Origin of the sequence: Mycobacterium sp. (genome assembly GCF_036488105.1) — a bacterium.
Classification (GTDB): Bacteria; Actinomycetota; Actinomycetes; order Mycobacteriales; family Mycobacteriaceae; genus Mycobacterium.
This window is the reverse complement of sequence record NZ_DASXHW010000305.1, coordinates 1-24,816: the sequence shown is the minus strand read 5'-3', so window position 1 is coordinate 24,816 and position 24,816 is coordinate 1. Positions and strand designations below refer to the sequence as shown.

Annotated in this window: 18 protein-coding genes; 7 read left to right on the top strand and 11 right to left on the bottom strand. The window is 65.8% G+C overall.

Annotated features, from left to right (window positions below; all coding sequences use genetic code 11):
• Position 1: 1 nt before the first annotated feature.
• The 5 genes from VGH54_RS16100 to VGH54_RS16080 all read right to left on the bottom strand — a co-directional run bounded on the left by VGH54_RS16100 (position 2) and on the right by VGH54_RS16080 (position 4,557).
• Positions 2 to 796: a carbohydrate ABC transporter permease gene (locus tag VGH54_RS16100; protein ID WP_331513071.1), complete on the bottom strand. Its 795-nt coding sequence runs from the start codon at positions 794 to 796 to the stop codon at positions 2 to 4.
• Between the two features lie 38 nt (positions 797 to 834).
• On the bottom strand, positions 835 to 1,776 hold the full coding sequence (locus VGH54_RS16095; protein WP_331513058.1) for a sugar ABC transporter permease: 942 nt from the start codon (positions 1,774 to 1,776) through the stop codon (positions 835 to 837).
• Positions 1,773 to 3,131, bottom strand: coding sequence for a sugar ABC transporter substrate-binding protein (locus tag VGH54_RS16090; protein WP_331513070.1), 1,359 nt, complete (start codon positions 3,129 to 3,131; stop codon positions 1,773 to 1,775). The genes VGH54_RS16095 and VGH54_RS16090 overlap by 4 nt, the downstream gene beginning before the upstream one ends.
• Positions 3,132 to 3,202: 71 nt before the next feature.
• On the bottom strand, positions 3,203 to 4,000 hold the full coding sequence (locus tag VGH54_RS16085; RefSeq protein ID WP_331513057.1) for a ketosteroid isomerase family protein: 798 nt from the start codon (positions 3,998 to 4,000) through the stop codon (positions 3,203 to 3,205).
• Positions 3,997 to 4,557 carry an isochorismatase family protein gene (locus VGH54_RS16080; protein ID WP_331513056.1) on the bottom strand — a complete coding sequence of 187 codons (561 nt, stop codon included), beginning with the start codon at positions 4,555 to 4,557 and terminating at the stop codon, positions 3,997 to 3,999. Before VGH54_RS16080 ends, VGH54_RS16085 begins: the two co-directional genes overlap by 4 nt.
• Positions 4,558 to 4,770: 213 nt before the next feature.
• Between VGH54_RS16080 and VGH54_RS16075 the strand changes: the two genes are divergently transcribed.
• The 3 genes from VGH54_RS16075 to VGH54_RS16065 are packed head-to-tail and all read left to right on the top strand — an operon-like array spanning position 4,771 to position 7,830.
• On the top strand, positions 4,771 to 6,042 hold the full coding sequence (locus VGH54_RS16075) for a glycosyltransferase family 4 protein (RefSeq protein WP_331513069.1): 1,272 nt from the start codon (positions 4,771 to 4,773) through the stop codon (positions 6,040 to 6,042).
• A complete protein-coding gene (locus VGH54_RS16070; protein ID WP_331513055.1) occupies positions 6,036 to 6,767 on the top strand; it encodes a class I SAM-dependent methyltransferase in 732 nt (243 codons plus the stop codon). The genes VGH54_RS16075 and VGH54_RS16070 overlap by 7 nt, the downstream gene beginning before the upstream one ends.
• Entirely contained in the window at positions 6,754 to 7,830 is a 1,077-nt protein-coding gene (locus VGH54_RS16065; RefSeq protein WP_331513054.1) for a prenyltransferase, read from the top strand. The genes VGH54_RS16070 and VGH54_RS16065 overlap by 14 nt, the downstream gene beginning before the upstream one ends.
• On the opposite strand, the gene VGH54_RS16060 is transcribed toward VGH54_RS16065, so the two are convergent.
• On the bottom strand, positions 7,827 to 8,504 hold the full coding sequence (locus VGH54_RS16060; RefSeq protein ID WP_331513053.1) for a class I SAM-dependent methyltransferase: 678 nt from the start codon (positions 8,502 to 8,504) through the stop codon (positions 7,827 to 7,829). The genes VGH54_RS16065 and VGH54_RS16060 overlap by 4 nt on opposite strands.
• Positions 8,505 to 8,576: 72 nt before the next feature.
• Here VGH54_RS16060 and VGH54_RS16055 point away from each other — a divergent pair, with 72 nt between their 5' ends.
• The 4 genes from VGH54_RS16055 (at position 8,577) to VGH54_RS16040 (ending at position 11,225) form a co-directional block, all read left to right on the top strand.
• Positions 8,577 to 9,158 (top strand): TetR/AcrR family transcriptional regulator, encoded by a 582-nt coding sequence (locus VGH54_RS16055; RefSeq protein WP_331513068.1) that lies wholly within the window; start codon positions 8,577 to 8,579, stop codon positions 9,156 to 9,158.
• A 32-nt stretch (positions 9,159 to 9,190) separates the two neighbouring features.
• A complete protein-coding gene (locus VGH54_RS16050; RefSeq protein WP_331513052.1) occupies positions 9,191 to 9,703 on the top strand; it encodes a DUF6328 family protein in 513 nt (170 codons plus the stop codon).
• Positions 9,704 to 9,762: 59 nt separating this feature from the next.
• The gene (locus tag VGH54_RS16045; protein ID WP_331513051.1) at positions 9,763 to 10,680 is read left to right on the top strand and encodes a DoxX family protein; all 918 of its coding nucleotides are present in this window, start codon (positions 9,763 to 9,765) and stop codon (positions 10,678 to 10,680) included.
• Positions 10,681 to 10,745: 65 nt separating this feature from the next.
• The gene (locus VGH54_RS16040) at positions 10,746 to 11,225 is read left to right on the top strand and encodes an RDD family protein (RefSeq protein ID WP_331513050.1); all 480 of its coding nucleotides are present in this window, start codon (positions 10,746 to 10,748) and stop codon (positions 11,223 to 11,225) included.
• Here VGH54_RS16040 and VGH54_RS16035 read toward each other — a convergent pair.
• The 5 genes from VGH54_RS16035 to VGH54_RS16015 form a co-directional block, all read right to left on the bottom strand.
• Positions 11,215 to 11,688 carry a gluconokinase gene (locus tag VGH54_RS16035; RefSeq protein WP_331513067.1) on the bottom strand — a complete coding sequence of 158 codons (474 nt, stop codon included), beginning with the start codon at positions 11,686 to 11,688 and terminating at the stop codon, positions 11,215 to 11,217. The genes VGH54_RS16040 and VGH54_RS16035 overlap by 11 nt on opposite strands.
• A gap of 46 nt (positions 11,689 to 11,734) precedes the next feature.
• Positions 11,735 to 13,744 carry a DUF7065 domain-containing protein gene (locus VGH54_RS16030; protein WP_331513049.1) on the bottom strand — a complete coding sequence of 670 codons (2,010 nt, stop codon included), beginning with the start codon at positions 13,742 to 13,744 and terminating at the stop codon, positions 11,735 to 11,737.
• 27 nt (positions 13,745 to 13,771) lie between these two features.
• Positions 13,772 to 15,277: a carboxylesterase/lipase family protein gene (locus VGH54_RS16025; protein ID WP_331513048.1), complete on the bottom strand. Its 1,506-nt coding sequence runs from the start codon at positions 15,275 to 15,277 to the stop codon at positions 13,772 to 13,774.
• A 19-nt stretch (positions 15,278 to 15,296) separates the two neighbouring features.
• Positions 15,297 to 17,939, bottom strand: a complete 2,643-nt coding sequence (locus VGH54_RS16020; protein WP_331513047.1) for an NAD-dependent epimerase/dehydratase family protein — start codon at positions 17,937 to 17,939, stop codon at positions 15,297 to 15,299.
• Between the two features lie 24 nt (positions 17,940 to 17,963).
• A partial coding sequence (locus VGH54_RS16015; protein WP_331513046.1) for an SDR family NAD(P)-dependent oxidoreductase occupies positions 17,964 to 24,816 on the bottom strand: 6,853 nt, incomplete at its 5' end.

The window sequence follows — 24,816 nt, the reverse complement described above, 5'->3', positions numbered from 1 at the left end:
GCTATCCCCCCAGCCCGGTGACTGCGATGCCACGGATGAAGGCGCGTTGGGCGACCGCGTACACCAATACCAACGGCAGCAGAATCAGAATGGACGCGGCCATCAGCACGGGCCACCTGGCGGTGTATTCGCCCTGCATCCGAACCAGCCCAAGAGTGAGGGTCGCGATACTGCTCCGCTGAATCATCAACAGTGGCCACAGAAAATCGTTCCAGACGTTGACCCAGGTGAGCACTGCCAACACCATCACCGCGGGCTTCGCGTGCGGGAGCAGTATCCGCCAGTAAATCTGCCACGGAGAACAGCCGTCAAGGATCGCCGCTTCCTCGAGTTCGTCTGGCAGGGTCCGGAAGAATTGGCGCATCAGGTAGGTACCGAATGCGCTGCCGAACAGCCCCGGCACGATCATGGCCCACGGCGTGTCGGTCAGCCCGGCGACGCGCATCAGGATGAATTGCGGGATCACCGTGACAGTCAGGGGCACCATCAAGGTCCCCAGATACAAGACGAACAACGTATCCCGGCCCCGAAACCGCAGACGCGCGAACGCGTATCCGGCCAGCGAGCAGAAGAACACCTGCCCGATGCTGACGCAGCCGGCATACAGCACAGAGTTGAAAAACATTCGCCAGAACGGCATAACGGCGAACACCTCGCGGTAATTGGACCACTGCGGATGTGCGGGAAACAGCGTGGGCATCGTCACCTCGCCCGCTGTCTTCAACGATCCCGACATCGCCCACAGGATCGGGAACAGCGCGCACGTGGCGATTGCGGTCAGAGTGGCATACAGCATGACGCCACGGAGAATGCTGGGCCGCAACGCCCGCTGCCCTACGCCCACGACCGCTCCTCCTGCGCGGCCCGACGACGCCCGAGCCGCAACTGCACAACGGTAAGCACAAGCAGGATCGCAAACATCACCCACGCCAGCGCCGAAGCGTAACCGAACTCCAAGAACGCAAAAGCATGCTGGAACAACATGATGCCAAGAACATACGTCGCGGTCTCGGGTCCGCCGTTACGTCCAGTCAGTACGTAGACGAGATCAAACGCCTGGAATGCATGGATGATCGAGATGACGACCACGAACGACACGGCGCTGCGAATCAGCGGCACGGTGATCGAGGCGAATTGACGCAACTCCCCCGCGCCATCGAGTCTGGCCGCTTCATAGAGGTTCTCCGGCACGCCATGCATGGCAGCCAACAGGATGACCGTCGCGAAAGGCACACTGCGCCATACGCTGACAATGCACAGCGAGGCCATGGCGTATTTCGGATCGACCAGCCACGGAATGGGGTCGATACCGATCCAGCCGAGGATGATGTTGAGCAGGCCGTTGTTGGTGTTGAACACGAACTGCCAGACGACTGCCATCACCACCGACGACACTGCCAGTGGCAGAAAGATAATTGTCCGAAATATAGCTATTCCCTTTAGTTTCCGGTTGAGCACACCCGCCACGGCGAGGCTGATGAGCACGGTGGGAACGACAGTGCCCACCGTGTAGACCACCGTGTTGCGCAACGCGATACTGAACAGCGGATCTTCGGCAAAAAGCCTGCGGTAGTTCGCCAAGCCGACGAACTTGGCTGGGCTGAACATATCCCAATCGTGAAAGCTCATGAACAGCGAGAATCCGAGCGGAAACAGCATGAACACCGCGACCGCCGTCAGATTGGGCGCGACGAAGATGCGACCTGCCCGGGCGCGCCGCCTCGACGGCCCGCGCCGGCGGGCTACCGCCGCGGCGGTTGCATCGATCGGCGTCATGATGTCCGGAGTACCTCGTCGATCTTGGGTGTCAATCCGTCCGTCAGCGACGCTGCGGGCCGCGAGCCCCGCAGCACCGGGCCGATGTTGCGGTCCATCAACGCGACGACCTTCGGCCACGCCGGGGTGACGGGTAAGCCCTCGGCATGTCCCGGCCCGCCGGTCAGCACCGCCATGTTGCCGATCCTGTTATGCGCCTTGGCGAAATCGGGCGATCGGGCCGCAGATCGCAGTGCTGGTACAAACAGGCCGGTTTCGGCGATCACCGCTTGACCCACCGGACCAGTGGCAAATTTCACGAACTCCCACGCTTGCTTTTTGCGGGGACTACTCGCTGCGATAGCCAGCCCGGTGGTACCGATATTCGATTGGGCAGCATGCCCTTTCGGGCCAGTCGGCAGCACAGCAATATCGAAATCCAGGTCCGGGGCCCGCACAAGCGTCTGATATCTCCAATGGCCGCCGAGCGCCATCGCGGCATGACCCGAGGTGAACAGGTCCGTCTGAGACATCGACTGGGACTCCGAGGCGGTAGGCGCAACCCGGTATTTGTTATTCAGATCGGCATAGAACTGAATGCCCTCGATGAATGCCGCGTCGTCGAAATTGAGGTGCGTCGGGTTGATCCGTGGATCCGACCAGGGGACTCCGTTGTTCATCCCGAACATCAGGGCGGAGTAATAAGGGACCCAGGTGTCGACGAACCCCCATTGCCTGACCCGGCCCGAACGGTCGCGTTTGGTGAGCGCCCTGGCGGCATCGAGGAATTCGCCAAAGCTCCACGGCTCGTCCCATCGCCCGGGTGGTGGGCGCACCCCGGCCTCGGCGAACAACTTCTTGTTGTAGTACAGGAAAGTTCCGGACCACTGTTCCGGAAACGCATACTGCGCACCGTTATAGGTGAATGTCTCGTACAGCGATGCGACGCTGTCCGCTCTGAGCTCAGCGGCGAACGTGTTGTCGTGGGCCAGCATCGCGTTGAGGTCCAGCAGCACTCCCCGCTCGGCCAGTCCGGCGTAAGTGAATTCCCATGCCATCAGAACATCCGGACATTTACCGCCGGCGCAGTAGATCGAGACATGCTGCAGTGCGTCCGGTCCGGACAACAACGTCCGGACTTTGATGTCGGAATGCCTGCGCTGGAATGCATCCACCACACGCATCCGCGCATCTGCCTCTTCGGGGTTGGCAGCGAAGAAGAACGTCAGTGCGTCGTCGTCAGAGCTGCATGCCGTCGGCAACAGAGCCAGCGACGCGGCGCCGAGTGCACCGGCGCCGCGGAGCAGCGTCCGCCGATCGAAGGGCTGACCGCACCCAAGGCTGGTGTTCGTGGTGGGTCTCCGGCTCGCAGTGATGGTTACATTGATCTTTCGTAGTCGGTCCGGCTGTGGTGTTGCTGGACGGGAGTCAATCGTCGGTTCGGTGCTCACTGGGGGAAGTAACGGACCCGGTGGATCCCCGTGCCGCGCCGGGTCACGTCGGCGAATAGAACGCCGCGGCGCTTCCCCGACGTGACCGAGGCGGCGACGGTGGAGCCCGCGGCAATCACCTTCGCGGCGCTCGCGCCGGAACATCGCTCGATGAGTTCGACGAGGTGGGCTTTCTCGTCGTCGCCGAAAGTGATTGTCGCACCGGATGACAATGCCTGGAGCGCGCCGAATCTGTCGCCTCGTCCCACCGCGTTCACGAACGTGTCAACCAATGTTTTCTGCCGAGGCCCCACCCTGCGGAAGCCGGCTACGAATCCGGCGGTACCCCGCAGCCGCTGATTGCGGATGAGACCTTGCGAGAGCTGAACTGTGGCCGGCACGGCCGATACCCCGTTGCGCAGAAACTGCGACAACATCGCGGGCAGCTCCCAGTACGCGCGCAGCGTCGCGACCTTCCAGTGACCGTCGACCTCACGCAGGTCGTATCGGAGGAACGCCGGAATCGTCATGGTGACCGCGGACCCCATGGCCACCTCGAGATCGAGATCGCGGATCACCGACGAGCCTCGGATGATGTCGAGATCCCGATGAAACGCGATCTCGCGCGGGCCGATGAAGGTGTCGTAGAACCGGCCGATCTCGACCGGCCCTGCGTGTGGCCGCGAACCCACCGGATCTTCCACCCGACCGTCGACAGTGAACAGGCCAACCCAGCCCGTCCGGTCATGCGCCGCCGCGGCGTGCGGTGATCGCTCCACCGCCGCCAGCAACGTCTGCTCCCCCGGGCCTGTCATGTCCCTGCCACTATCGCGACACCCGCTGCCCGCAGCGCTTCGATGGCCGCGGCGGTGGACTCCTCCCCTACCCCTGCGGTCAGATTCACCACCACCCGGGTCGCCAAGCCGTGCGCCGCGGCGTCTTCCGCGGTCCGGCGCACGCAGTGATCGGTGGCGATGCCGACCACGTCGACCTGGTCGATGTCGCGTTGCCGGAGCCAGTCGCCCAGCAAGGTCCCATGCGCGTCGAGCCCGGTGAAACCGCTGTAGCCGGCGTCGTAGGCACCCTTGCGAAAGATGGCCTCGAACCGAACGGTGTCAAGATTGGGATGGAACTCCGCGCCGACGGTATTGGCAAGGCAGTGCGGCGGCCACGACGAGATGTAATCCGGATGATCCGAGAAATGGTCACCGGGATCGATGTGGAAATCCTGCGTAGCGACCACGTGGCGGTACTCGGCACCGCCGGCCAGGTATGCGGTGATAGCGCCCGCCAGGGCCGCCCCGCCCGGCACAGCCAGTGAGCCGCCCTCGCAAAAGTCGTTCTGGACGTCGGTCACGATCAGCGCCCGCATCACACCACGGTATCGCCGACGGAAGCCATACCCGAGCCAGCACGACCGTCCGTCTGAGTAGGATCGACAAAGTTAACGCCGCTAGCTGACGCGTTGCATCAGGTAGCTAGTCAAACTATAGTCCAGACACGTGTCCAGAAAGTTCGCTCACGTCTCGGCCGAGCCTTTCTCCGTGATGTCTCTCAGCAACAACACACCGGATCGGGCGTGAGTATGCGGATTGCGCTGCTGTCCTATCGCAGCAAGCCGCACTGCGGCGGCCAGGGGATTTACGTCCGGTATCTGAGCCGGGGCCTGGTCGAACTCGGACACCACGTCGAGGTGTTTTCCGGTCAGCCCTACCCCGAGGAACTCGATCCCCGAGTGGTGCTGACCGAGGTACCCAGCTTGGACATGTACCGGGAACCGGACCCTTTCCGCATACCGCATCCCCGGGAGATCCGGGATCGCATCGACCTCCTCGAGTTGGGCGGAGTGTGGACGGCGGGCTTCCCCGAACCGCGTACCTTCAGCCTGCGCGCCGCGCGCCTGCTGGCCGATCGGCTGGACGATTTCGACGTTGTGCACGACAACCAGAGCTTGGGTGTCGGCCTGCTGGAAATCGCCGAGACCGGTATGCCTGTGGTCGCGACCGTGCACCATCCGATCACCCGCGACCGGGTGGTGGATCTCGCCGCGGCGCGCTGGTGGCGCAAACCGTCGGTGCGGCGGTGGTACGGCTTCTTGAAGATGCAAGAGCGAGTGGCTCGCAGCATCCCGGAATTGTTGACCGTCTCGTCCTCCTCGGCCACCGACATCACCACCGACTTCGGCGTGCACCCCGACCAGCTTCATGTCGTCCCGCTCGGCGTGGACACGGACATGTTCGCACCGTCGACGGAGCCACGAATTCCCGGTCGCATCATCGCAATTGCCAGCGCCGACCGCCCACTCAAGGGCGTCGGGCACCTGCTGCAAGCGGTGGCCAAGCTGCGCAGCGACCACGATTTGGAGCTGCAGCTGGTTGCCAAGCTCGAACCCAACGGCCCGACGGAGAAGCTGATCGCCGAGCTGGGAATCTCCGACATCGTCCACATATCGAATGGACTTTCCGACGCCGAACTGGCCCGGCTGTTCGCCTCCGCTGAGATCGCCTGCATCCCATCGCTTTACGAAGGCTTCTCACTACCGGCCGTAGAAGCGATGGCCAGCGGGACCCCGATCGTGGCCAGCCGTGCCGGCGCATTGCCCGAGGTGCTCGGACCCGACGACGGTTGCGCCAGGCTGGTGCGTCCCGGAGATGCCGCTGAGCTGATTCGGGTGATCGGTGAGTTGCTGGACTCCCCCGACGAGCTCACACGACTGGGCGCGGCCGGTCGCCGCCGTGCTGTCGAGGTGTTCAGCTGGGAATCCGTGGCGGCGCAGACCGTGCGTGTCTACGAACAGGCCATCGCGCGGACGGCGCCGAACCGCGACCAACGCCAGGCAGTGGGCGAGCCGTGTTGACAGTCGATTTCGACCGTCTCGGTATCGCTCGCGGCACCAAAGTCATCGACGTCGGCTGCGGCGCGGGCCGGCACAGCTTCGAGGCGTACCGACGGGGCGCCGACGTCGTGGCATTCGACCATAACGCCGCCGAACTCGGTGAGGTCGACACTCTGTTCCGGGCCATGGCCGATGCCGGGGAGGCCCCGCTGTCAGCTCACGCGGAAACCGTCGTCGGTGACGCACGGGAGTTGCCGTATCCCGACGGAACGTTCGACTGCGTCATCGCATCGGAGATTCTCGAGCACGTCCCGGCCGACGACGCTGTCATCGCCGAGCTGATTCGGGTGCTGAAGGTCGGCGGCAAGCTGGCCGTCACGGTGCCGAGATGGTTACCCGAACAAGTCTGCTGGCTGCTTTCCGCCGACTATCACAGCAACGAAGGCGGCCACATTCGCATCTACCGCGCAAATGAGCTGCGCGGCAAGATCGCCGGCCGCGGTATGACCTTTACCCACACCCACCACGCGCACGCTTTGCACTCGCCGTTCTGGTGGCTGAAATGTGCGGTCGGCGTGGATAACTCGGACCACCCGGCAGTCGCCGCCTACCACAAGATGCTGGTGTGGGACATTATGCGACAACCCCTGTTGACGCGGGTGGCCGAATCGACATTGAACCCGCTGATCGGTAAGAGCGTCGCGTTGTATTTCGAGAAACCGGTACCCGCCGTTGAATTCGTCTAAAGCACCGGGCGTCGCAGGCGTCCTCTCCTCCGCACAATGCCGACAGACGGCGGATTCGATTGCGGCACTGCAAGAGCCGTCGGGTGAGATCCCTTGGTCGGACGGTGGGCACACCGACCCGTGGGACCATGTGGAATGCGCGATGGCCCTTACCGCGGCGGGCCTGATCGAACCGGCACGACGCGCTTTCGATTGGTGCCGTCGCCAGCAGCGGGCGGACGGCTCATGGCCGATCCAGCTGCGCGCAGGTGTTATCGAGGACGCCAACAGCGACAGCAACTTCTGCGCCTACGTCGCAGTAGGTGTGTGGCACCACGTCTTGGTCACCGGTGACCGCGGCTTTGCGGCCTCGATGTGGCCGACGGTGCGCGCCGCAATCGACTTCGTCTTGGAACTGCAGCTCGAGGGCGGCGAAATTGGTTGGGCGCGCAGCCCTTCGGGTCCGTTGACGGAGGCGCTGCTGACCGGGTGCGCGAGCATTTTCCACAGCATTCGCTGTGCACTGGCCCTGGCGAACCTGGTCGACGAACCACAACTTGAGTGGGAACTTGCGCTCGGCCGCCTGGGCCACGCTATCGTCGACCACCCCTCGGCGTTCACCGAGAAGCCGCACCACTCGATGGACTGGTACTACCCGATCCTGGGCGGTGCGCTACGCGGTCGCGCCGCACAAGACCGGATCGCGGACCGCTGGGGCGATTTCGTCGTCGACGGTCTGGGCATCAGGTGTGTCGACGACCGGCCGTGGGTGACCGGCGCAGAGACCTGCGAACTGGTGCTGGCACTTGACGCGATGGGCAACCGGAAGGCGGCCCTGCAGCAGTTCGCCGCGATGCAGCACCTGCGTGAGACGGACGGCTCCTATTGGACCGGGTTGGTGTTCAGCGATGGAAAGCGTTGGCCCGTAGAGCGAACCACCTGGACCGGAGCAGCCGTCATTCTCGCTGCCGACGCACTGTCGTCCACCACGGCGGGCAGCGGAATTTTCCGCGGCACCGATTTGCCGCGCGGCTTGGAGAGCGACTACGACTGCGAGTGTGCGGCCAGCCAGTCCGATCGTTAGACCGCCACCCCGGCATCCCCTGCCGTCCGCTCCAGCACCCGCATCGACCCGGAGACGGACTTCTCCACGAACGCACCGCTTTCCAATGCGCGGCAATAGATCTCGTACGGCGGCCGCCCGCCGTCGCGTGGGTCGGGGAAGACGTCGTGGATGATCAGCGCACCGCCGACACTCACCCACTTTGCCCAGCCGTCGTAGTCCTTGCGCGCGGCGTCCTCGCTGTGGCCTCCATCGATGAACAACAGTTGCAGCGGTGTGCGCCAGCCCTTGGCCACCACGGTCGACTTGCCGACCACCGCGACCACGTTGTCGTCCAGCCCGGCTGCGTCGAGCGTGTGCCGCAACGTCGGCAAGGTGTCGAAACGGCCGGTGACGGCATCGACCATGGACGTGTCGTGGTACTCCCACCCGGGCTGATGCTCCTCGGAGCCGTGGTGGTGGTCGACGGTGTAGAGAACGCTGCCGCGAGCATGTGCCGCCGCACCCAACAGCACCGTCGACTTTCCGCAATACGTTCCGATCTCCACCGCGACACCGCCGTCGAGGTAGCTCAGCGCCGCATCGTGCAGAGCGCGGCCCTCGTCAGCAGGCATGAAGCCGATGACCTGCTCGGCCAATGCGAACAAGCGACTGGTCAGCCCGTCGTGAACAGTGCGATCCGGGGAGGACGTCATCACCTGAACGGTAATGCACGCGCATGCGGATCCGGTTGCCGCACCTGGGTCGGTGTAGTAGTGTCCGGACACGTGTCCAACCCGTTAGCTCGGGAATCGACCAGACGGCGATTGACCGCCAAGCAAGCCGACACCGTTGACCGGCTGGGCCAGGCCGCGATCGGCGTGCTGAGCCGAGAAGGCTTCTCCGGATTGACGATTCGTATGGTCGCGGCCGAGGCCGGACTCGGCGCAGCCACGGCGTACACCTATTTCTCGTCGAAAGAACACCTCGTCGCGGAAGTATTCTGGCGACGGTTGGCGTCGAGCCCGGTTCCGCCGATCGATTCGCCGGATTCGACCGCACGGGTGATCGCGGTGCTGCGTCATATTGCGTTGCTGGTGGCCGACGAACCCACCCTCGCCGGCGCGGTGACCAACGCCTTGCTGAGCAAGGATCCCGAGGTCGAGCATTTGCGGCTGCGCATCGGCGGTGAGATCCATCAACGCCTGGTCACCGCGTTGGGTCCTGGTCACGCCTCCGACCTGGTCGAATCACTTGAGCTGCTCTATGCGGGGGCTTTGGTGCGTGCGGGCATGGGATATGCCTCGTACACCGAGATCGCCGATCGTTTGGAGGTATCGGCGCGGCTTCTCTTGCACGAGAAGCCCTAGCAGCCGGTTTCAGGCTGGCATGATCAACGCCCATGGACGTCGTCGATCATCCCGAGCGCGATGAAGACTGGGATGAGAAGGCGCGTTCTGAGACCGAAACCCAACGATTAGATCGTAATTGGCTGAGCCTGCTGCAGGAGTTGCGGGTCGTTCAGACCGGCGTCCAACTGCTCACCGGTTTTCTGTTGACGTTGCCCTTCCAGGCCCGCTTCGACGGGCTGAGCACCACCATGCGGGTGATCTTTTTGGCGACGGTGGGTTGTTCGATCGCCGCCACGGTGTTGCTGGAAGCTCCGGTCGCGATGCACCGCTTGTTGTTTCGTCGGCATCGAACTCAGTTCCTGGTCTCCGCGGCCCACCGGTTTGCTTACTGCGGACTGTTACTGATGGGCTCAGCCCTTACCGGCGTTGCGGTGATCATCTTTGCCGCCGTGGCCGGTCCGGTCACCGGTGCCATCGCCGGGGCCTGCGCGTTTGTTGCTCAGTTCTTTTTCTGGGTGCTGTTGCCGCTGTGGTTGCGACATGAGCCGCCGCAACCTTCATAAGGTGGCGGCTGTCGTGCCAGGCCGGTTTGCATAGCGGGCAAGTCGGGAACACACCCGTCATGTTGATCCGCAGAATCGCTCGGCCCCTGCTGTCCGCAGTGTTCGTTGGCCAAGGTATTGAGACGTTGCGCAACCCCAAAGTCACCCTCGATGCGGCGCAGACCGCTGTGACGACATTACAGACGTTGCCGGATCCGGTCGGCAGCAAGGTTCCGTCGGATCCCGAGACTGTCGCGCGGATAAACGCGGCCGTTCAGGTCGGCGGTGGGGTGTTGCTTGCGACCGGCAAGCTGCCGCGGATCGCCTCGGCGGCGCTGGCGTTCACCGTCATACCCGGCAGTCTTGGCGGACATCTGTTCTGGAACGAATCCGACCCGGAACGCAAGGCCCAGAAACGCCGCGACCTGCTCACCGATCTGAGCCTGCTCGGCGGCTTGATCATCGCGTCGGCCGACACTGCGGGTAAGCCCTCGCTGGGATGGCGTGGTCGACGGGCGGCCAGTCGCCTCTCGGAGAGGGTGTCCGCTGCCCTACCGCTGGATGGGTCCGACGACTCAGTGCTAGATTCCGAGCTGGCCGAACGGATTGCGCACGGTCTGCACGTGGGAGCTGAGCGCGGTCGCGAGTTGGCCAGTACCGCCGCCGAACGCGGCGCGCCACTGGTCGAGGCCGCCCGCAAGCGGAGTGGCGAGCTGGCCAGCACAGCCGCCGAAAAGAGCGCACCCGTGGTCAAGAAGGCGCGCAAGAAGGCCCGCAAGCGCGGTGCTCAGCTGGCGGAGGCAGTGCGTGAACATGGAGCCGAGCTGGCCGACACCGCACGCGAGCGCGGCGCCGAGTGGGCTGACATCGCACGCGAGCGCGGCGGCGAATTCGGTGAACGCGCCTACGAGCGCGGCAGCGAGCTGGCCGAAACGGCGGTCGAACGCGGCGGCGAACTTGCTCACCGTGGACGGGTCAAGGCTCGTCATTGGCACTGATCGGGCGATCGACGAGGCCCAGCTAGCGGCGTAGATTGACGGCCATCGCCGCTAGGAGCCTCCTCATGACATCAGCTGACTTCGACTCGCAGTACGGTTATCCTCCGGCCGGTTCACCGCATGGTCGAGCCGCCGGGCTCGGGGCGCGGTTCCTCGCCCGGCTGATCGACGGCATTCTGATCAACATCGTGGTGTTCGTGGTGTCGCTCTTTTTGTTCGATCGCGACTACTGGTGGCTGGTCACCGGCCTGTTCTCCGGAGTCCTGATGTTCGGGTACTTCGTTGTGCTGGAAGTAACGCAGGGCGCCACCCTGGGTAAGAGGCTGCTGGGCTTGACGGTCCACGGGCCCGGCGGAGCGCCGAAGCCCGACGTAACCCAGTCGGCGATCCGCAACTCGTTCACGTTGCTGGCTGTGGTGCCCTACGTCGGCCCGCTGCTGGCGTTCATCGCCTACGCCGTGATCGCCGTGACGATCAGTGGCAGCCCGACCAAGCAGGGCAAGCACGACGAATTGGCCGGCGGCACCCAGGTAGTCAAGGGCTGACTGACAAGAACTTCAGGACTGCCTCGACGATGGTGTCGACGCTGTGCCCGACGTCGATGGCCATCCCGTACTCGTCGGGATCCAGCGGTTGCAGCGCGTCGAATTGAGACTTCAGCAACGATGCCGGCATGAAGTGGCCCGGTCTGCCGACTTGCCTGGCCCCGATCAGCTCCGGTGAGCCGGTCAGATGCAGGAACGCGATATCCGTTCGGTGCGAACGTAACTGGTCGCGGTATCGGCGTTTGAGCGCCGAGCAGCTCATCACGCCGTCGTCATGGTCGGCCAGCCACTGCCCCACCGCGTCCAGCCAGGGCCGGCGGTCGCCGTCGTCCAGCGGTGCGCCCGCAGCCATCTTCGCGACGTTGGCCGCCGGGTGAAAAGAGTCGGCATCGGCAAACGGAGCGCCGAGACGACGCGCGAGCGCCACGCCCACCGTCGACTTACCGGATCCGGAGACGCCCATCACCACGACAGATCTGGTTGCTGGATAAAGCTTTTCAGCGTCCACGCTACTGCGTCGGCTGATTGCGGTTCCACTCCAGCCAGCCCACGCCGGTTCGCCCGTCGGCGGTGATCACGGTGGCCCACACCCGCGGGAATTGGCTGACCCGCCCGTCCTGGGCGACCAGGCGTAGCGGCGCATGTCCGTGCACGTCGACGGTCGCCAATATACCTCCGGGCTCAATCGCCAGCGTCGCGCCGACGGGCAATCCACCCGCGTCGAAAGTCTGTACCGGAGTGATGGTTTGCAGCTCGGTGACCGTCCCGCCGCGGTCCTGGATGTATCCGATACTGACCTGTGGAACGTTGGGTATCGTGATGCCCACTGCGTGCAGGTGCGTCCCGTCGTCGAGATGCAGGGCGCTCCAGATCCAGTCCATGGACCACCAGTCCCGCACTCCCCACGAGTGGTCCCGTTGCCCAGGCACCGAGTCGAGGGTATAGCGAAGGCCGTCGATGGTTACGGATCCTGTTACGGTGCAGGGTATCTCGTAGCGAGTGGCGATCCGGTACTGATACGGTGTGCCGTCGGTGGTCCACTCCAGATCGAGCTCCACCTCGATCGGCGAACCCGACTCTGACCGCAGCAGTCCGGCGGGGTCCTGATAGGACTGGCCCTGTCCCCGCAGCGCCATTCGATAAGTGCGCAGCGGTTCATCGGCCGAATGCGTGAAATCGATTCCGCCCGTGTGCACCGCCCACGGGTCGGCGGGCAGCGGAACCTCGAAGTCGACGACGGCGACCGTTGGCAGGCCTGGGCCGCACAGCAGGGCATGCAGCCAGGCCGTCTGCTGGTTGGCGATCAGGCCGAGCCGTAGCCAGCCACCGAATCCCTGTGCGGCATCGGCGAAGTCGGCATACCAACTCTCGCTCCACAGCGGCTCGTCAGTGGCGGCGTGGGCCGATTCGTCATCGCTCGACGGGCACAGCGGCTCGACAGGCGCCGGTGGGGGCAGGATGGCCAGCGCGTCGGTGTCGAGCACATGCTCGCAATGCCGTTGCAGCATCGTCATGAACATCGCGTCGCCGCGTTCGGTGCGTTCCACCAGCATCGACGACACGATGGCCATCATCACCCCGAAGAAGCTCTGCCTGCGCACACCGTCGCGGACATCCGCCGACGTGATCGGCGCATCCGGCCCGAGCGCCCGGTGGTAGTCATCTAGCAGCGCGTCGTAATGTCCGCGCCGATCCTCCACCGGCAGAGCACAACCGAGGAAATACGCCAGATCGGTCATCGCCGGAGCCCAGGTGACCGTCTGCCAGTCAACGACGGTCAGCGGGCGGGCGGCACCGTCCGCGCCGAACAGCAGGTTGTCCAGCCGATAGTCGCCATGCACAAGACCGTGGAGCCGGTCCGCGGCTGCCTCCTCGGCCAGGTAGCTGTCGAATCCGCCGACCAGCCGTTCGCACACCATGCGGTGCTGCGGCGCGATCTGGTCGCCGTAACGATCGACGAAGCCGGCATGCAGCGCGGCGAACAACGCTTGGTTTATCGGCGCCTCGCGATTCAGCCACGGCGCATCGGCGAGCGTGGCGTCACCCAGCAACGGGCCCTGTAAGCGGGCCAGCTCGGTGACGGCGATCCGGGCCTGCGCTATTGTGGCGCCGCGGATTTCATCGCCGACGACAGCAGGATTCGCATCCCCGAGCAGCACATCGAAAATTCCTGACGACGCGTCGAAACCGGTGTGGTAGCAAGACGAGACCGGTCCCTGCAGCCGTGGCGCGATATCACGGTAGAAGCAGACTTCGCGCTCGTAGAGCCCCAACGTCATCCCGGTCTGACGGCTCATCGGGTCGGTGGCCGCGACCTTCAGCACTACGGAGTCGGGTCTATCGCTGCGTGGCGCGGTGTCGGCGTAGCTCAGCTGGACCCGGTAGCACTCACTCATCTGGCCCGTGCCGATGCGCTCGACGGTGAACTCGGTGATGTCTCCGCCGCCAATGGCTGCCGTGAGCCAGGCGGCGGTGAGGTCAGCCGGCCGTTCGACGACGTTGTCGGTGTGCGGTGTCATGGCTCGTCCACGAAATCACATCCGCGGTCATCGCGCCAGGGAAAAGCCCTCCCACGCAATCCGCCGCTCAGGGTGCGGATCGAACTCCAGATGTGACTTGCGGTCGAACACCATCACCGCGCGGTCGGCGTCGGTGTAGACCGGCCAGTCGTCGCCCGGGTTGCCGGTACGGCTGAATGCCCGCCAGCGCCTTTGCACTTCGTTGGTGACCCGCAGGGCCGAGCGCCGATCGACGGGCGCGGTCAGCAGCGCCCCGAGCTTGGTGCGGTAGACACCGAACACTGCGAGCAATTCCGTGGCGTGGGTGGCCCCCAGCCCGGACCAGCGCAGCACCCGTGGTGCGTAGTCGTACCGATACAGGTAGGCGGGTGCATGCCTGCCGTGGGCCTCGGCGATTTCCCAGGCCGCCGAACTGAAAGCGAAGTCGCCACCCAGCGTGATGCACGCCGACCGCTCGGGGTAGTCGGGATAGGCACCGGTAATGCGTTCCCGCGCAGCGGGTTCCACCTCGGCCAGCATAGCTTCGATCATCGGTTCGGTGGTCGGCAGCAGTTGCAGCCATCGGGTGAACAGGCGCCCCTCTTCGGCGTTGGTGCCCACGATGAGCGGAACCCGATGCGCTTTGCCCTGCCGTATCGCTTCGACGGGGTCCAGCGGCAGGTAGTCGTCGCCGAAGACAGGTCCGATCGGGAAGGCGCCCAGCATGTCTCGCACGCCGTCGTCAATCAGGCTTTTTTGCGCGGCCACCAGTTCGGCCGGCGAGGCCTTCATCAGCGCGTGGGCGGCGTCTCGCTTGCGGGCACCCAGTAACGTGGCGAACCGCGCGGCGAATTCCGCGGCCACCTCGCTCGACCGCGTCATGCCGCTCGCGGGACTCTCCGAAATCGCATGGGCAAATAACCCTTTCGCATCAGGCGCCGCCAGCAAGGCCGCGACGGCGTGCGCGCCGGCGCTCTCGCCGAACACCGTCACGTTTTCCGGATCACCGCCAAAAGCCCCGATGTTGTCTTTGACCCAGCGCAAGGCCAGCACGATGTCACGCAGAAACAGGTTGCTTTCGAGGGTGACGTCCTTGGTCGACAGCGCGGACAGGTCGAGACAGCCCAGCGCGCCGAGTCGGTAGTTGACCGAGACGTAGACACAACCGCGCCGGGCCAGTGCCACCCCGTCGTAGATCGGAGTGGCCGAGCTACCCAGGATGTATCCACCCCCGTGCACGAAGACCATCACCGGAAGCGATTCGCTTTCGGGGGCTTCTGGTGCGACGACGTTGAGCGTCAGGCAGTCCTCGCCCATCGGCTGGTATTTGCCGACTCCGAGCACGGTGTATCGGCGTTCCTGGGGTGCGCATTTGGTGAAGCCGTGGCAATAGCGCACACCGGGCCACGGCTGGGCCGGCTCGGGCGCCCGAAATCGCAGCGCGCCGACCGGCGCGCGGGCGTACGGGATGGATCGCCACCGGTGCACGCCGTCGCGGGTGAAGCCTTCGACGGTGCCAGCGGCAGTCGTCACGCGGACGGTGTGTTCGTGCATCACCTGACGGTAGCGAACCTCAAAGGCCTGCGCTCGGCAGGTCGGGTTCGAGGACCTGGATCGTCCCGCTGCTGCCGTCGACCTCGATCAGCGCCCCTGACGCCAGACGCCGCGTCGCACCGTGCACATCCACCACACACGGAATACCGAATTCGCGTGCCACCACTGCGGCGTGCGACATCGGCCCACCCAATTCGGTCACGACGGCGCCTGCGTAGGCGAAGGCGGCGGTGTAACCCACGTCGGTGACTTCGGCGACCAGGATCTCGCCGGCCTCCAGGTCGTCGATGGTCTCGGGCCTGACGATCCGGACCCGTCCGCGAACACGGCCCACGCTCACGCCGACACCGGTCAGCGCCTGCCCGGGGACAAGCACAGTCGACTCGACGGTGGCGGCCCGCCAATCGCCGCTGAAGACGGCGGGCGGCGCCACACCGGCCAGCCTGCTTTGTTCGGCGCGGCGGCGGCCCACCAGCCCGGCCACATCGGCGGGAAGCGCGTCCAGTTCGTCGACCAGCAGATAGAACACGTCGTCGACCGTGTCGATCACGCCCGAATCGACCAGCCGGCGTCCGAGCTCGCGAAGTAGGCTGCGCAGCAACCAGATCGCGCGCACCATGCGATCCCGACGAACCTCGCGGTCCCGAACCTGATGGGCAGCAAGCGCAGCCACTGGTCGGGCGCGCAGCCGGATCACCGGTCGGCTTACCTCCGAGCGCGCTGGCGTGTCAAGTGATTTCGCCACCATGCGGAGCAGTAACGCCGGGTCGTCGGCGTAGCTGAACGACCGCATCTCCAGCTCCCCCGGACCGCGGTGTCCGAACACTTTCAGCTCGTCGAGCACGGCCCGATGGAACTCCGGAGCCTGGGCGGACAGTTCGTCGAGATGGTCGCCACCGCCGGCCAGAACACGGAGAACATTGGGATCACGTCGCGCGGCATCCGCCAGTCGATACACAGCATTCAGCGGCCCTGCGCTGGCCAACTCCTGGCCGACCGGCAAAGTCATGTCGCGACCGTTGAGCCCACGCAGGACCACGCTCAGGGCGGCGATCGCCATGAACGATCCGGACGCCAGCACCCAGCCCTCGATCACATGGTCGCGGGCCAACAAGATCAGGCTCTGCAGTCGCTCGTCAGTGAGCTGCGAAAGATCGCCCACCGCAAGCTTTTCCAGACGGTCGATGTCGTCGACGAAATCACGCGTGTCGCGGGGCGCGCCGACAGTCAGTCCGGCCAGGTTCACTCCGAACACGCCCAGGTCGCGGATCGTCCGCAACGGAGCCGCCGCACCGCCGGATTCGCGTGGCAACTGTTGATCGCCGTAGATCGGCACGGCCGCCGCGCTCGGGCCGAAGTACTGACTCCGCCGAACCACCGTCTCGGGCTTGACGAATGGCACGACTTCGGCCATGTAGTGGGCGGTCGTGATCGCGCCGTACAGGCGGTGCGCGAAGACTCCGACGGTGCGCGTGGCCATCTCGCGCTGGATCAATCCGCCCGGCCGCAAACGTCCGGCGATGACCGCGCCCGACGCGCGCAGACCTCTGACGGTCACTGACGCGGATGACGGCGAGAACGGGCCCGGCAGCGCCTCCGACAAATTGGTGGCCAGATACGTCGGGAAGCGCGGGTCGATCGGAGTGTCGAATTCGCCGTTGCCGCCGTCCGGGCCGGCCAGCACCGGCGACACTCCGTCGGCCGCCGGTATGTCGACCGCCGGGATGTCCTGGACAGGAATGAGACGCCACGGCAGCGACGTCGACCACGAGCCGACACTCACGCGGCCGCGCACCGCCAATGCGAAGTCCTGGAGACACTCCGGTCCGGTCCAGGCCGGCGCGAAATTCCACTTGTCGCCCAGCAGTGCGGTATCCATCGACGGCGCACTCAGCAGCAGGTCCAGCTCGCGCGCCGAGCTCAGCCCGCGAAGCAGCCGTCCAACCCGTAGCAGGGGCCGCCCGAGCTCCGCCGCGATCTCACCGAAGGTGAGTTCTCCCGGTGCGGCGAGGTTCACCGGCCCGCGGTGGATGCCCGGATCGATTGCCGCGCGGACGAAAATCCGATGCGCGTCGTCGCTGTGCACGACCTGCAAGATGCGGCACGCCGAGTCACCGACCTCCGGGAAGAACGCCGAGGACAACGCTTTTCGCGCCCAGTTGTCCACCCCCCGGCCGAGGATCGCCGCACTTCGGATCGCCACCCACTCGGCACCGCACGCCGCGACCATCTCTTCGGCGCGGGCCTTGTCCTGCCCGTGCATCGAAACCGGTTGCAAAGGGTCTGCTTCCGTTAATGCCGTGGCGGCGTCTCGATCGGAGCCGTAGACGTGTGCCGACGAAGCGAACACGATCCGACGGGTACCGCTGCGCGCCACCGCATCAAGGACATTGGCTGTCCCGCCGATGTTGACCTCGCGGTCGACCGGTTGACCAGAACTCGGGTTGACCGCCCAGGCGCAGTGCACAACGACCTCCGCGCCCGCTACCACTCGTTGTACCGTCGCCGCGTCGCGAATGTCGCCCTGCACGAAGGTTGCTTCGCTGGGCCAGCTTTCGAGCCGATGACGGGCCAGGCCAATGACGTCGTGGCCGGCGCTGAGCAGCCTCAGGACCACGCCGCGGCCGATCACTCCGCTGGCCCCGGTGACGGCGATCCTCACGGGTGAACCTCAAACCTCATCTGACTAGTCGTCGTCGTCGAGGAACGCGGCATTGACCAGATCGTCGAGATCCATTGTCGCGAGGTCTTTTTCCCTATTCATATCCGCGTCGGCATCCTCGGCCTCGTTGGCCAGGCTGAGCAGGAGTTCCAAGACCCCGGCCTGCCTGAGCCGTTTGACCGGAATGGACGCCACCACCCGCTGGATCTCCTCCTCACCGGGTGCGGCTTTCGGCGCGGCTTCGGCCGAGGCGCCGACCAACTCCTGATGGAAGTAACCCGCCAGCGCCGCCGAGTTCGGGTAGTCGAAGATCAGCGTCGGCGACAGCGGCAGCCCGGTCGCGGCTTTGAGTCGGTTGCGCATTTCGACGGCGGTCAGTGAGTCGAAACCCAACTCCTGGAACGCCTTGTCCGGATCGATCGCCTCCGCGGTGGTGTTGCCCAGCACAGTCGCGATGTGCGAGCGCACCAGATCCAGCAGGATCTCCTGCTGCTCGTCTTCCGGCAGACCGTCGAGACGTTGCAGGAGTGCCGACTTCGACTTTGCCGCGGCCAGCGAGTCGTCGACCTGGCGCCGTGGCGTTGCATTGATCAAATCGACGAACATCGGCGGCAGGGTGCCGCCGTCGAACTTCGCCCGGAGCGCGGTGGTGTCGATGTGCGCGGGCACCAGGAACGGCTCGTCAATCACCATCGCGGTGTCGAGCAGCTGCAAGGCCTCGTTGGAGGACATCGCCGTGATGCCGTCGCGGGCGAATCGTGCGAAGTCCACGGCTTCCAGTCCACCCGTCATGCTGCTGGCCTGGTCCCACAGACCCCAGCCCAGCGACATCGCCGGCAGGCCATGCCTCCGGCGATGCACTGCCAAGCCGTCCAAGAAGCTGTTGGCGGCCGAGTAGTTCGCCTGGCCCGACGATCCCACCAAACCGGCCATCGACGAGAACAGCACGAATGCCGACAGGTTCGAATCCTTAGTCAGCTCATGCAGATTCCAGGCGGTGTCCACCTTGGCCCGTAACACCGCGTCGACGCGTTCCGGCGTCAACGACGTCACTACCGCATCGTCGAGCACCCCCGCGGCATGAATCACCGCCGACAACGGATGCTGCACCGGAATGTCGGCCAGCACCTTGGCCAGCGCCGCACGATCGGCCGCATCACAGGCGACCACCGAGACCTCGGCCCCGGTAGCGGACAACTCAGCGGCCAATTCGGCGGCACCCGGCGCATCCGGTCCGCGGCGACCGATCAGCACCAGGTTGCGAACCCCGTGATTGGCGACGACGTGGCGAGCCAGCGCCGAACCCGCCATGCCGGTGCCACCGGTGATCACCACGGTGCCCCACGTCCAGGCATCCGGCATCGTCAACACGACCTTGCCGGTATGACGAGCCTGACTCAGATACCGCAGCGCCGCGGGTGCACGCCGGACGTCGAAGGCTGTCACCGGCAGTGGCCGAAGGGTCGTGTCGTCGAACATCGCGAACAGGTCGGTGAGCATGCGCTCGATGTGGTCGGGCCCGGCCTCGAACAGGTCGAAGGCGCGGTAGCGCACACCGGAATACTGCTCGGCGATCTGTCTGGGGTCGCGGATGTCGGTCTTACCCATCTCCAGGAAGACCCCGCCCGCAGCGACCAGTCGCAGGGAGGCGTCGACGAACTCACCGGCCAGCGAGTCCAAGACCACATCCACGCCGCGGCCGGCGGTCGCTGCACGGAATTTGTCCTCGAAGTCCAGCGTGCGGGAATCACCGATGTGGTCGTCGTCAAAGCCCATCGACCGCAACGTGTCCCACTTGCCACGGCTGGCGGTGGCAAACACCTCCAGTCCGAAGTGCCGCGCCAACTGCACCGCAGCCATACCCACACCACCGGCGCCGGCGTGCACAAGGATTCGCTGACCCGGCTTGACGTCGGCCAACGCAGTCAGCGCGTAGTAGGCCGTCGCGAAAACCACCGGCGCCGTGGCGGCTTCGGCATACGACCAGCCGGCCGGAATCTCTATCAGCAGGCGAGCGTCGGTAATCGACATGGTGCCGGTGCCTTCGGGGAACAGTCCGGTCACCCGGTCACCGACGGTGAAACGACTGACATCTGAGGCGGTTTCGATCACGACACCGGACGCCTCGACGCCCATGACGGCGTCCTCGTCGGGGTACAGACCGAGGGCGATCATGACGTCGCGGAAGTTGGCCGGCATGGTGCGGACCGCGACTCGGACCTGGCCGGGCTCCAGCGGTACGTCGGCGTCCGGGATGGGCTCGAGGACCAGGTTCTCGAATGTGCCCTTGCTGGACATGCCCAGTCGCCACGCCTCGTCACTCGGGGGCACCAACAGCGCATCCACAGCTCGACTGCCGTGCACGCGACCCGTGTACACCGTTTCCCGGCGAACCAGGACCTGCGGCTCACCGACTGCCAGTACCGCCGAGATCGTCGTATCGTTCAGCGGCGCATCGGAATCCACCAGCACGATGCGGCCGGGATGCTCGGTCTGGGCCGCACGCACCAGTCCCCACACCGCGGCACCGGCCAGATCGGTGACGTCCTCCCCCGGCAATCCGACCGCGCCGCGCGTCGACACCAGCAGCATTCCGGAGTCGTTCCCGGTGAGCCAGGCTTGCAGCGCGGCCAACGCGTCGTGGGTGCGGGCGTACGTCGAGGCCAACGGATCGTCGTCGGCGGGCTGAGATTCGAACACGTGGTACGGCAGCGTCTCGGCGTGCGATCCGGGCGCCGCGGGTGACCAGATGACTTCGAAGATCCGGTCCGGGCCCGAGCCCGATACGGCGGCCATCAACTGCTGTCGCGACACCGGGCGGGCGACCATCGAAGCCACCGACAGCACCGGCAACCCCAGCGCGTCGGCCAACTCCACCGACACCGATGACGGACCGGACGGCGCAATGCGCGCCCGCACCGACGACGCCCCCGCCGCATGCAGTGCTACGCCTTGCCACGAGAACGGCACCAGAACACCGTTTTTGCTGTCATGGTCGGCCTCGCCGGCCACGATCACGGCGTGCAGTGCGGCGTCCAGCACCGCGGGGTGCACCCCGAAGCCGGCCGGTGACACACCGGCATCGTCAGGCAGGGACACGTCGGCGAAGATGTCGTCGCCGCGGCGCCACATTGCGGTCAAGCCCTGGAAGGCCGGGCCGTATCCGTATCCACGGGCGGCCAACCGGTCGTACAGCCCGTCGATGTCGACCGGTGTCGCACCCGGCGGCGGCCAGCTGGACATCTCGGCGCCCGCTTCGGCGACGCCGGGTCGCACGATGCCTTCTGCGTGCAGAGTCCAGCCCGAGTGAGCGTCGCCCCGCGAATATATCGACACCGCGCGGCTGCCCGATTCGTCAGCGCCACCGACGACGACTTGCATCGACACCGAACCGGTCGCCGGAATCACCAGCGGCGCAGCCAACATCAGTTCGTCGACGACCGTGCAGCCGACCTCGTCGCCGGCGCGGATCGCCAACTCCACAAAGCCCGCGCCCGGGAAGATGACTACGCCGCCCACGGCATGATCGGCCAACCAGCCCTGAGATGCCGAGGAAAGCCGGCCGGTCAGCATGACGCCGCCCGAACTGGGCAGCTCCACCACCGCACCCAGCAGCGCGTGCTCGCTGGCTGCCAATCCCAGACCGGCGGCGTCGACCACGGTCTGATCGGCGGACAGCCAAAAGCGTCGTCGCTCAAAGGCATACGTGGGCAGCTCGACAAACAAGGCGCCGGGCAGCGTGGCGCGCCAATCGACGCCCGCACCGGCTACGAAGGCCTGGGCCACACCGGCCATCAGGCTTCCCGGTTCGGGACGGTCTTTGCGCAACAACGGCACGGACACCACGGCGGCCTCGGCCAGTGATTCCTCGATGGACGAGGTCAAGCCGCCGCCGGGCCCCACTTCGACGAATCGGCTGGCGCCGGCCGCATTCGCGTGCCGGATGCTGTCGGCGAACCGGACCGCCGCCCGGATGTGGCGGGTCCAGTAGTCGGATGTCGCGAAGTCATCTCCGGCCAACTCTCCGGTCACATTGGAGATGACCGGAATGGTGACCTGATGAACGGCCAGTTCGCGTGCCGCCGCTGTGAATTCGCCCATCATCGGTTCCATCAACGGCGAGTGGAAGGCGTGCGAGACCGCCAGCCGATGGACCCGCCGGCCTTGGCCGCGCAGTTGGTCCGCGATGGCGGTCACCGCGTGCTCGTCTCCGGAAACCACTACCGACGACGGACCGTTGACCGCGGCGATGCCGACGTTGTCGGTCAGCAGCGGGCGCACTTCGTCCTCGGTGGCCTGCAGCGCGACCATGGCGCCGGCGGACGGCAGCGCCTGCATGAAACGGCCACGCGCGACCACCAGCAGCGCGGCGTTCTCCAGCGACAACGCGCCGGCAATGTGCGCTGCGGTCAGCTCGCCGACCGAGTGGCCCATCACGAAGTCGGGCCGCACTCCCCAGGACTCCAGCAGACGGTACAGCGCAACCTCGACAGCGAATAACGCTGGCTGAGCGAATTCTGTCGTGTTCAATAGGCTTTCGTCGTGGCCCCACATCACTTCGCGCAGCGGGCGCAACAGGTGGCGGTCCAGCTCGCCGACCGCGGTGTTGAACGCCTCGGCGAAGACGGGATAGGTGGCGTGTAAGCCCATGCCCATGCCGAGCCATTGCGAGCCCTGACCGGGAAAGACGAACACGGTTTTGCCGGTCAGCCCGGTCCCGGTGATCACCGAGCCACCCGGCTGACCGTCGGCCAGCTCACCTAATCCGGTCAGCAACTGGTCGCGGTCGGCGCCCAGCACCACCGCGCGATGCTCGAACGCTGCGCGACCCGCCAGCGACCACCCGACGTCGGTGGCGGGCAATTGGTCACGCACGCCGACAAATCCGGCCAACCGCGCGGCCTGCGACTCGAGGGAGGCGGTCGATTTGGCCGAGATCACCCATGGAACGACCGCGGGCGATGCTGCCGGGCTGGCGACGGTCGGCTCGGCCGGCGGGACCGCTTCGATGATCACGTGCGCATTCGTCCCGCTGATGCCGAACGACGACACCCCCGCCCGACGGGCCCGACCATTCGCCGGCCAAGGCTGCCGATCGGTCAGCAGCTGCACGGAACCCATCGACCAATCGACGTGCGGGCTGGGCGCATCCACGTGCAACGTCGCCGGCAGCACCTCGTGGCGCATCGCCAGGATCATCTTCATCACGCCCGCAACGCCCGCGGCGGCCTGGGTGTGACCCATGTTCGACTTGATCGACCCCAACCACAGTGGCGTCTGCCGATCTTGGCCGTAGGTCGCCAAAATCGCCTGGGCTTCAATCGGATCGCCCAGCGTGGTGCCCGTGCCGTGGCCTTCGACCACCTCGACGTCGGCCCCGGTCAGTCCCGCGCTGGCCAATGCCGAGCGGACCACTCGCTGCTGCGAGGGACCGTTGGGTGCGGTCAGTCCATTGGACGCGCCGTCCTGATTGATCGCCGAACCGCTGACGACCGCCAAAACCGCGTGCCCCAGGCGGCGCGCGTCGGAGAGTCGCTCCACTACCAGCATCCCGCCGCCCTCGGAGAATCCGGTGCCGTCGGCGGCACCGGCGAAAGCTTTGCAGCGACCATCGGTGGACAATCCGCGCATGCGGCTGAATTCCACGAAGATGTCGGGTGTGGAGTTGACGGTGACGCCACCGGCCAGCGCCAGATCGCACTCCCCCGACCGCAACGACTGAGCGGCCATGTGCAGCGCCACCAACGACGACGAGCACGCGGTGTCCACCGACACCGCGGGGCCCTCCAGCCCCAACACGTACGACACCCGGCCGGACGCCACGCTCGACGACTGTCCGGTGAGCCGAAAGCCCTCCGCAGCTTGCGCGGCGCCCATGCCGTAGCCCTGGGCATAGACCCCGGCGAACACGCCGGTGGCGCTGCCTCGCAACATGGTCGGGTCAATACCGGCCCGCTCCAACGCTTCCCAGGTCAGCTCGAGGAACATCCGCTGCTGGGGATCCATCGCCAGCGCTTCTGAGGGGCCGATTCCGAAGAATGCCGGGTCGAAGTCACCGACACCGTCGACGAAGCCGCCGACGCGCGTGTAGCAGGAGCCGGGAACGTCAGGGTCGGCGTTGTACAGGTGGGCCAGATCCCAGCCGCGGTCACCGGGGAATTCGGTGACGACATCGCGGCCTCCGATCACCATGTCCCACAGGTCTTCCGGGGAGTTGACTCCACCCGGATAACGGCAGGCCATACCGACGATCGCGATCTGATCGTCTCCGGTGACCCGCACCGCGGGGACGGTCTTGACTTCCTGCGGCACACCCGCGAGTTCGGTCCGGAAATACGAAGCCAGCCGGCTCGGTGTCGGGTAGTCGAAGATCAACGTCGGCGAAAGCGCCAGCCCGGTAGCGGCTTTGAGCCGGTTGCGCATCTCGACCGCGGTCAGCGAGTCAAAGCCCAGCTCCTGGAACGCTCTGTCCGGATCGATCGCCTCCGGACTGGAGTTGCCCAGCACCGTGGCGATGTTGGAGCGCACCAAATCGAGCAGAACGGCGTGTTGTTCGTCTTCGGGCAAGCCCTCGAGGCGCTGCAGCAGGGCCGATTTCGATTTCGCCGCGGCCAGGGAGTCGTCCACCTGACGCCTGGTCGGCGCGTTGATCAAGTCGACGAACATCGGCGGCAACGTTCCCGCATCGAACTTGACCCGGAGTGCCGCAAGGTCGATGTGGGCAGGCAACAGGAACGGCTCGTCGACAATCAACGCGGTGTCCATCAATTCCAGCGCCTGATCGGAAGACATCGCGACAATCCCGTCCCGGCCGAACCGGGCACGATCGGCGGCGCCCAGCGCACCGGTCATGGCACTGGCCTGGTCCCACAGACCC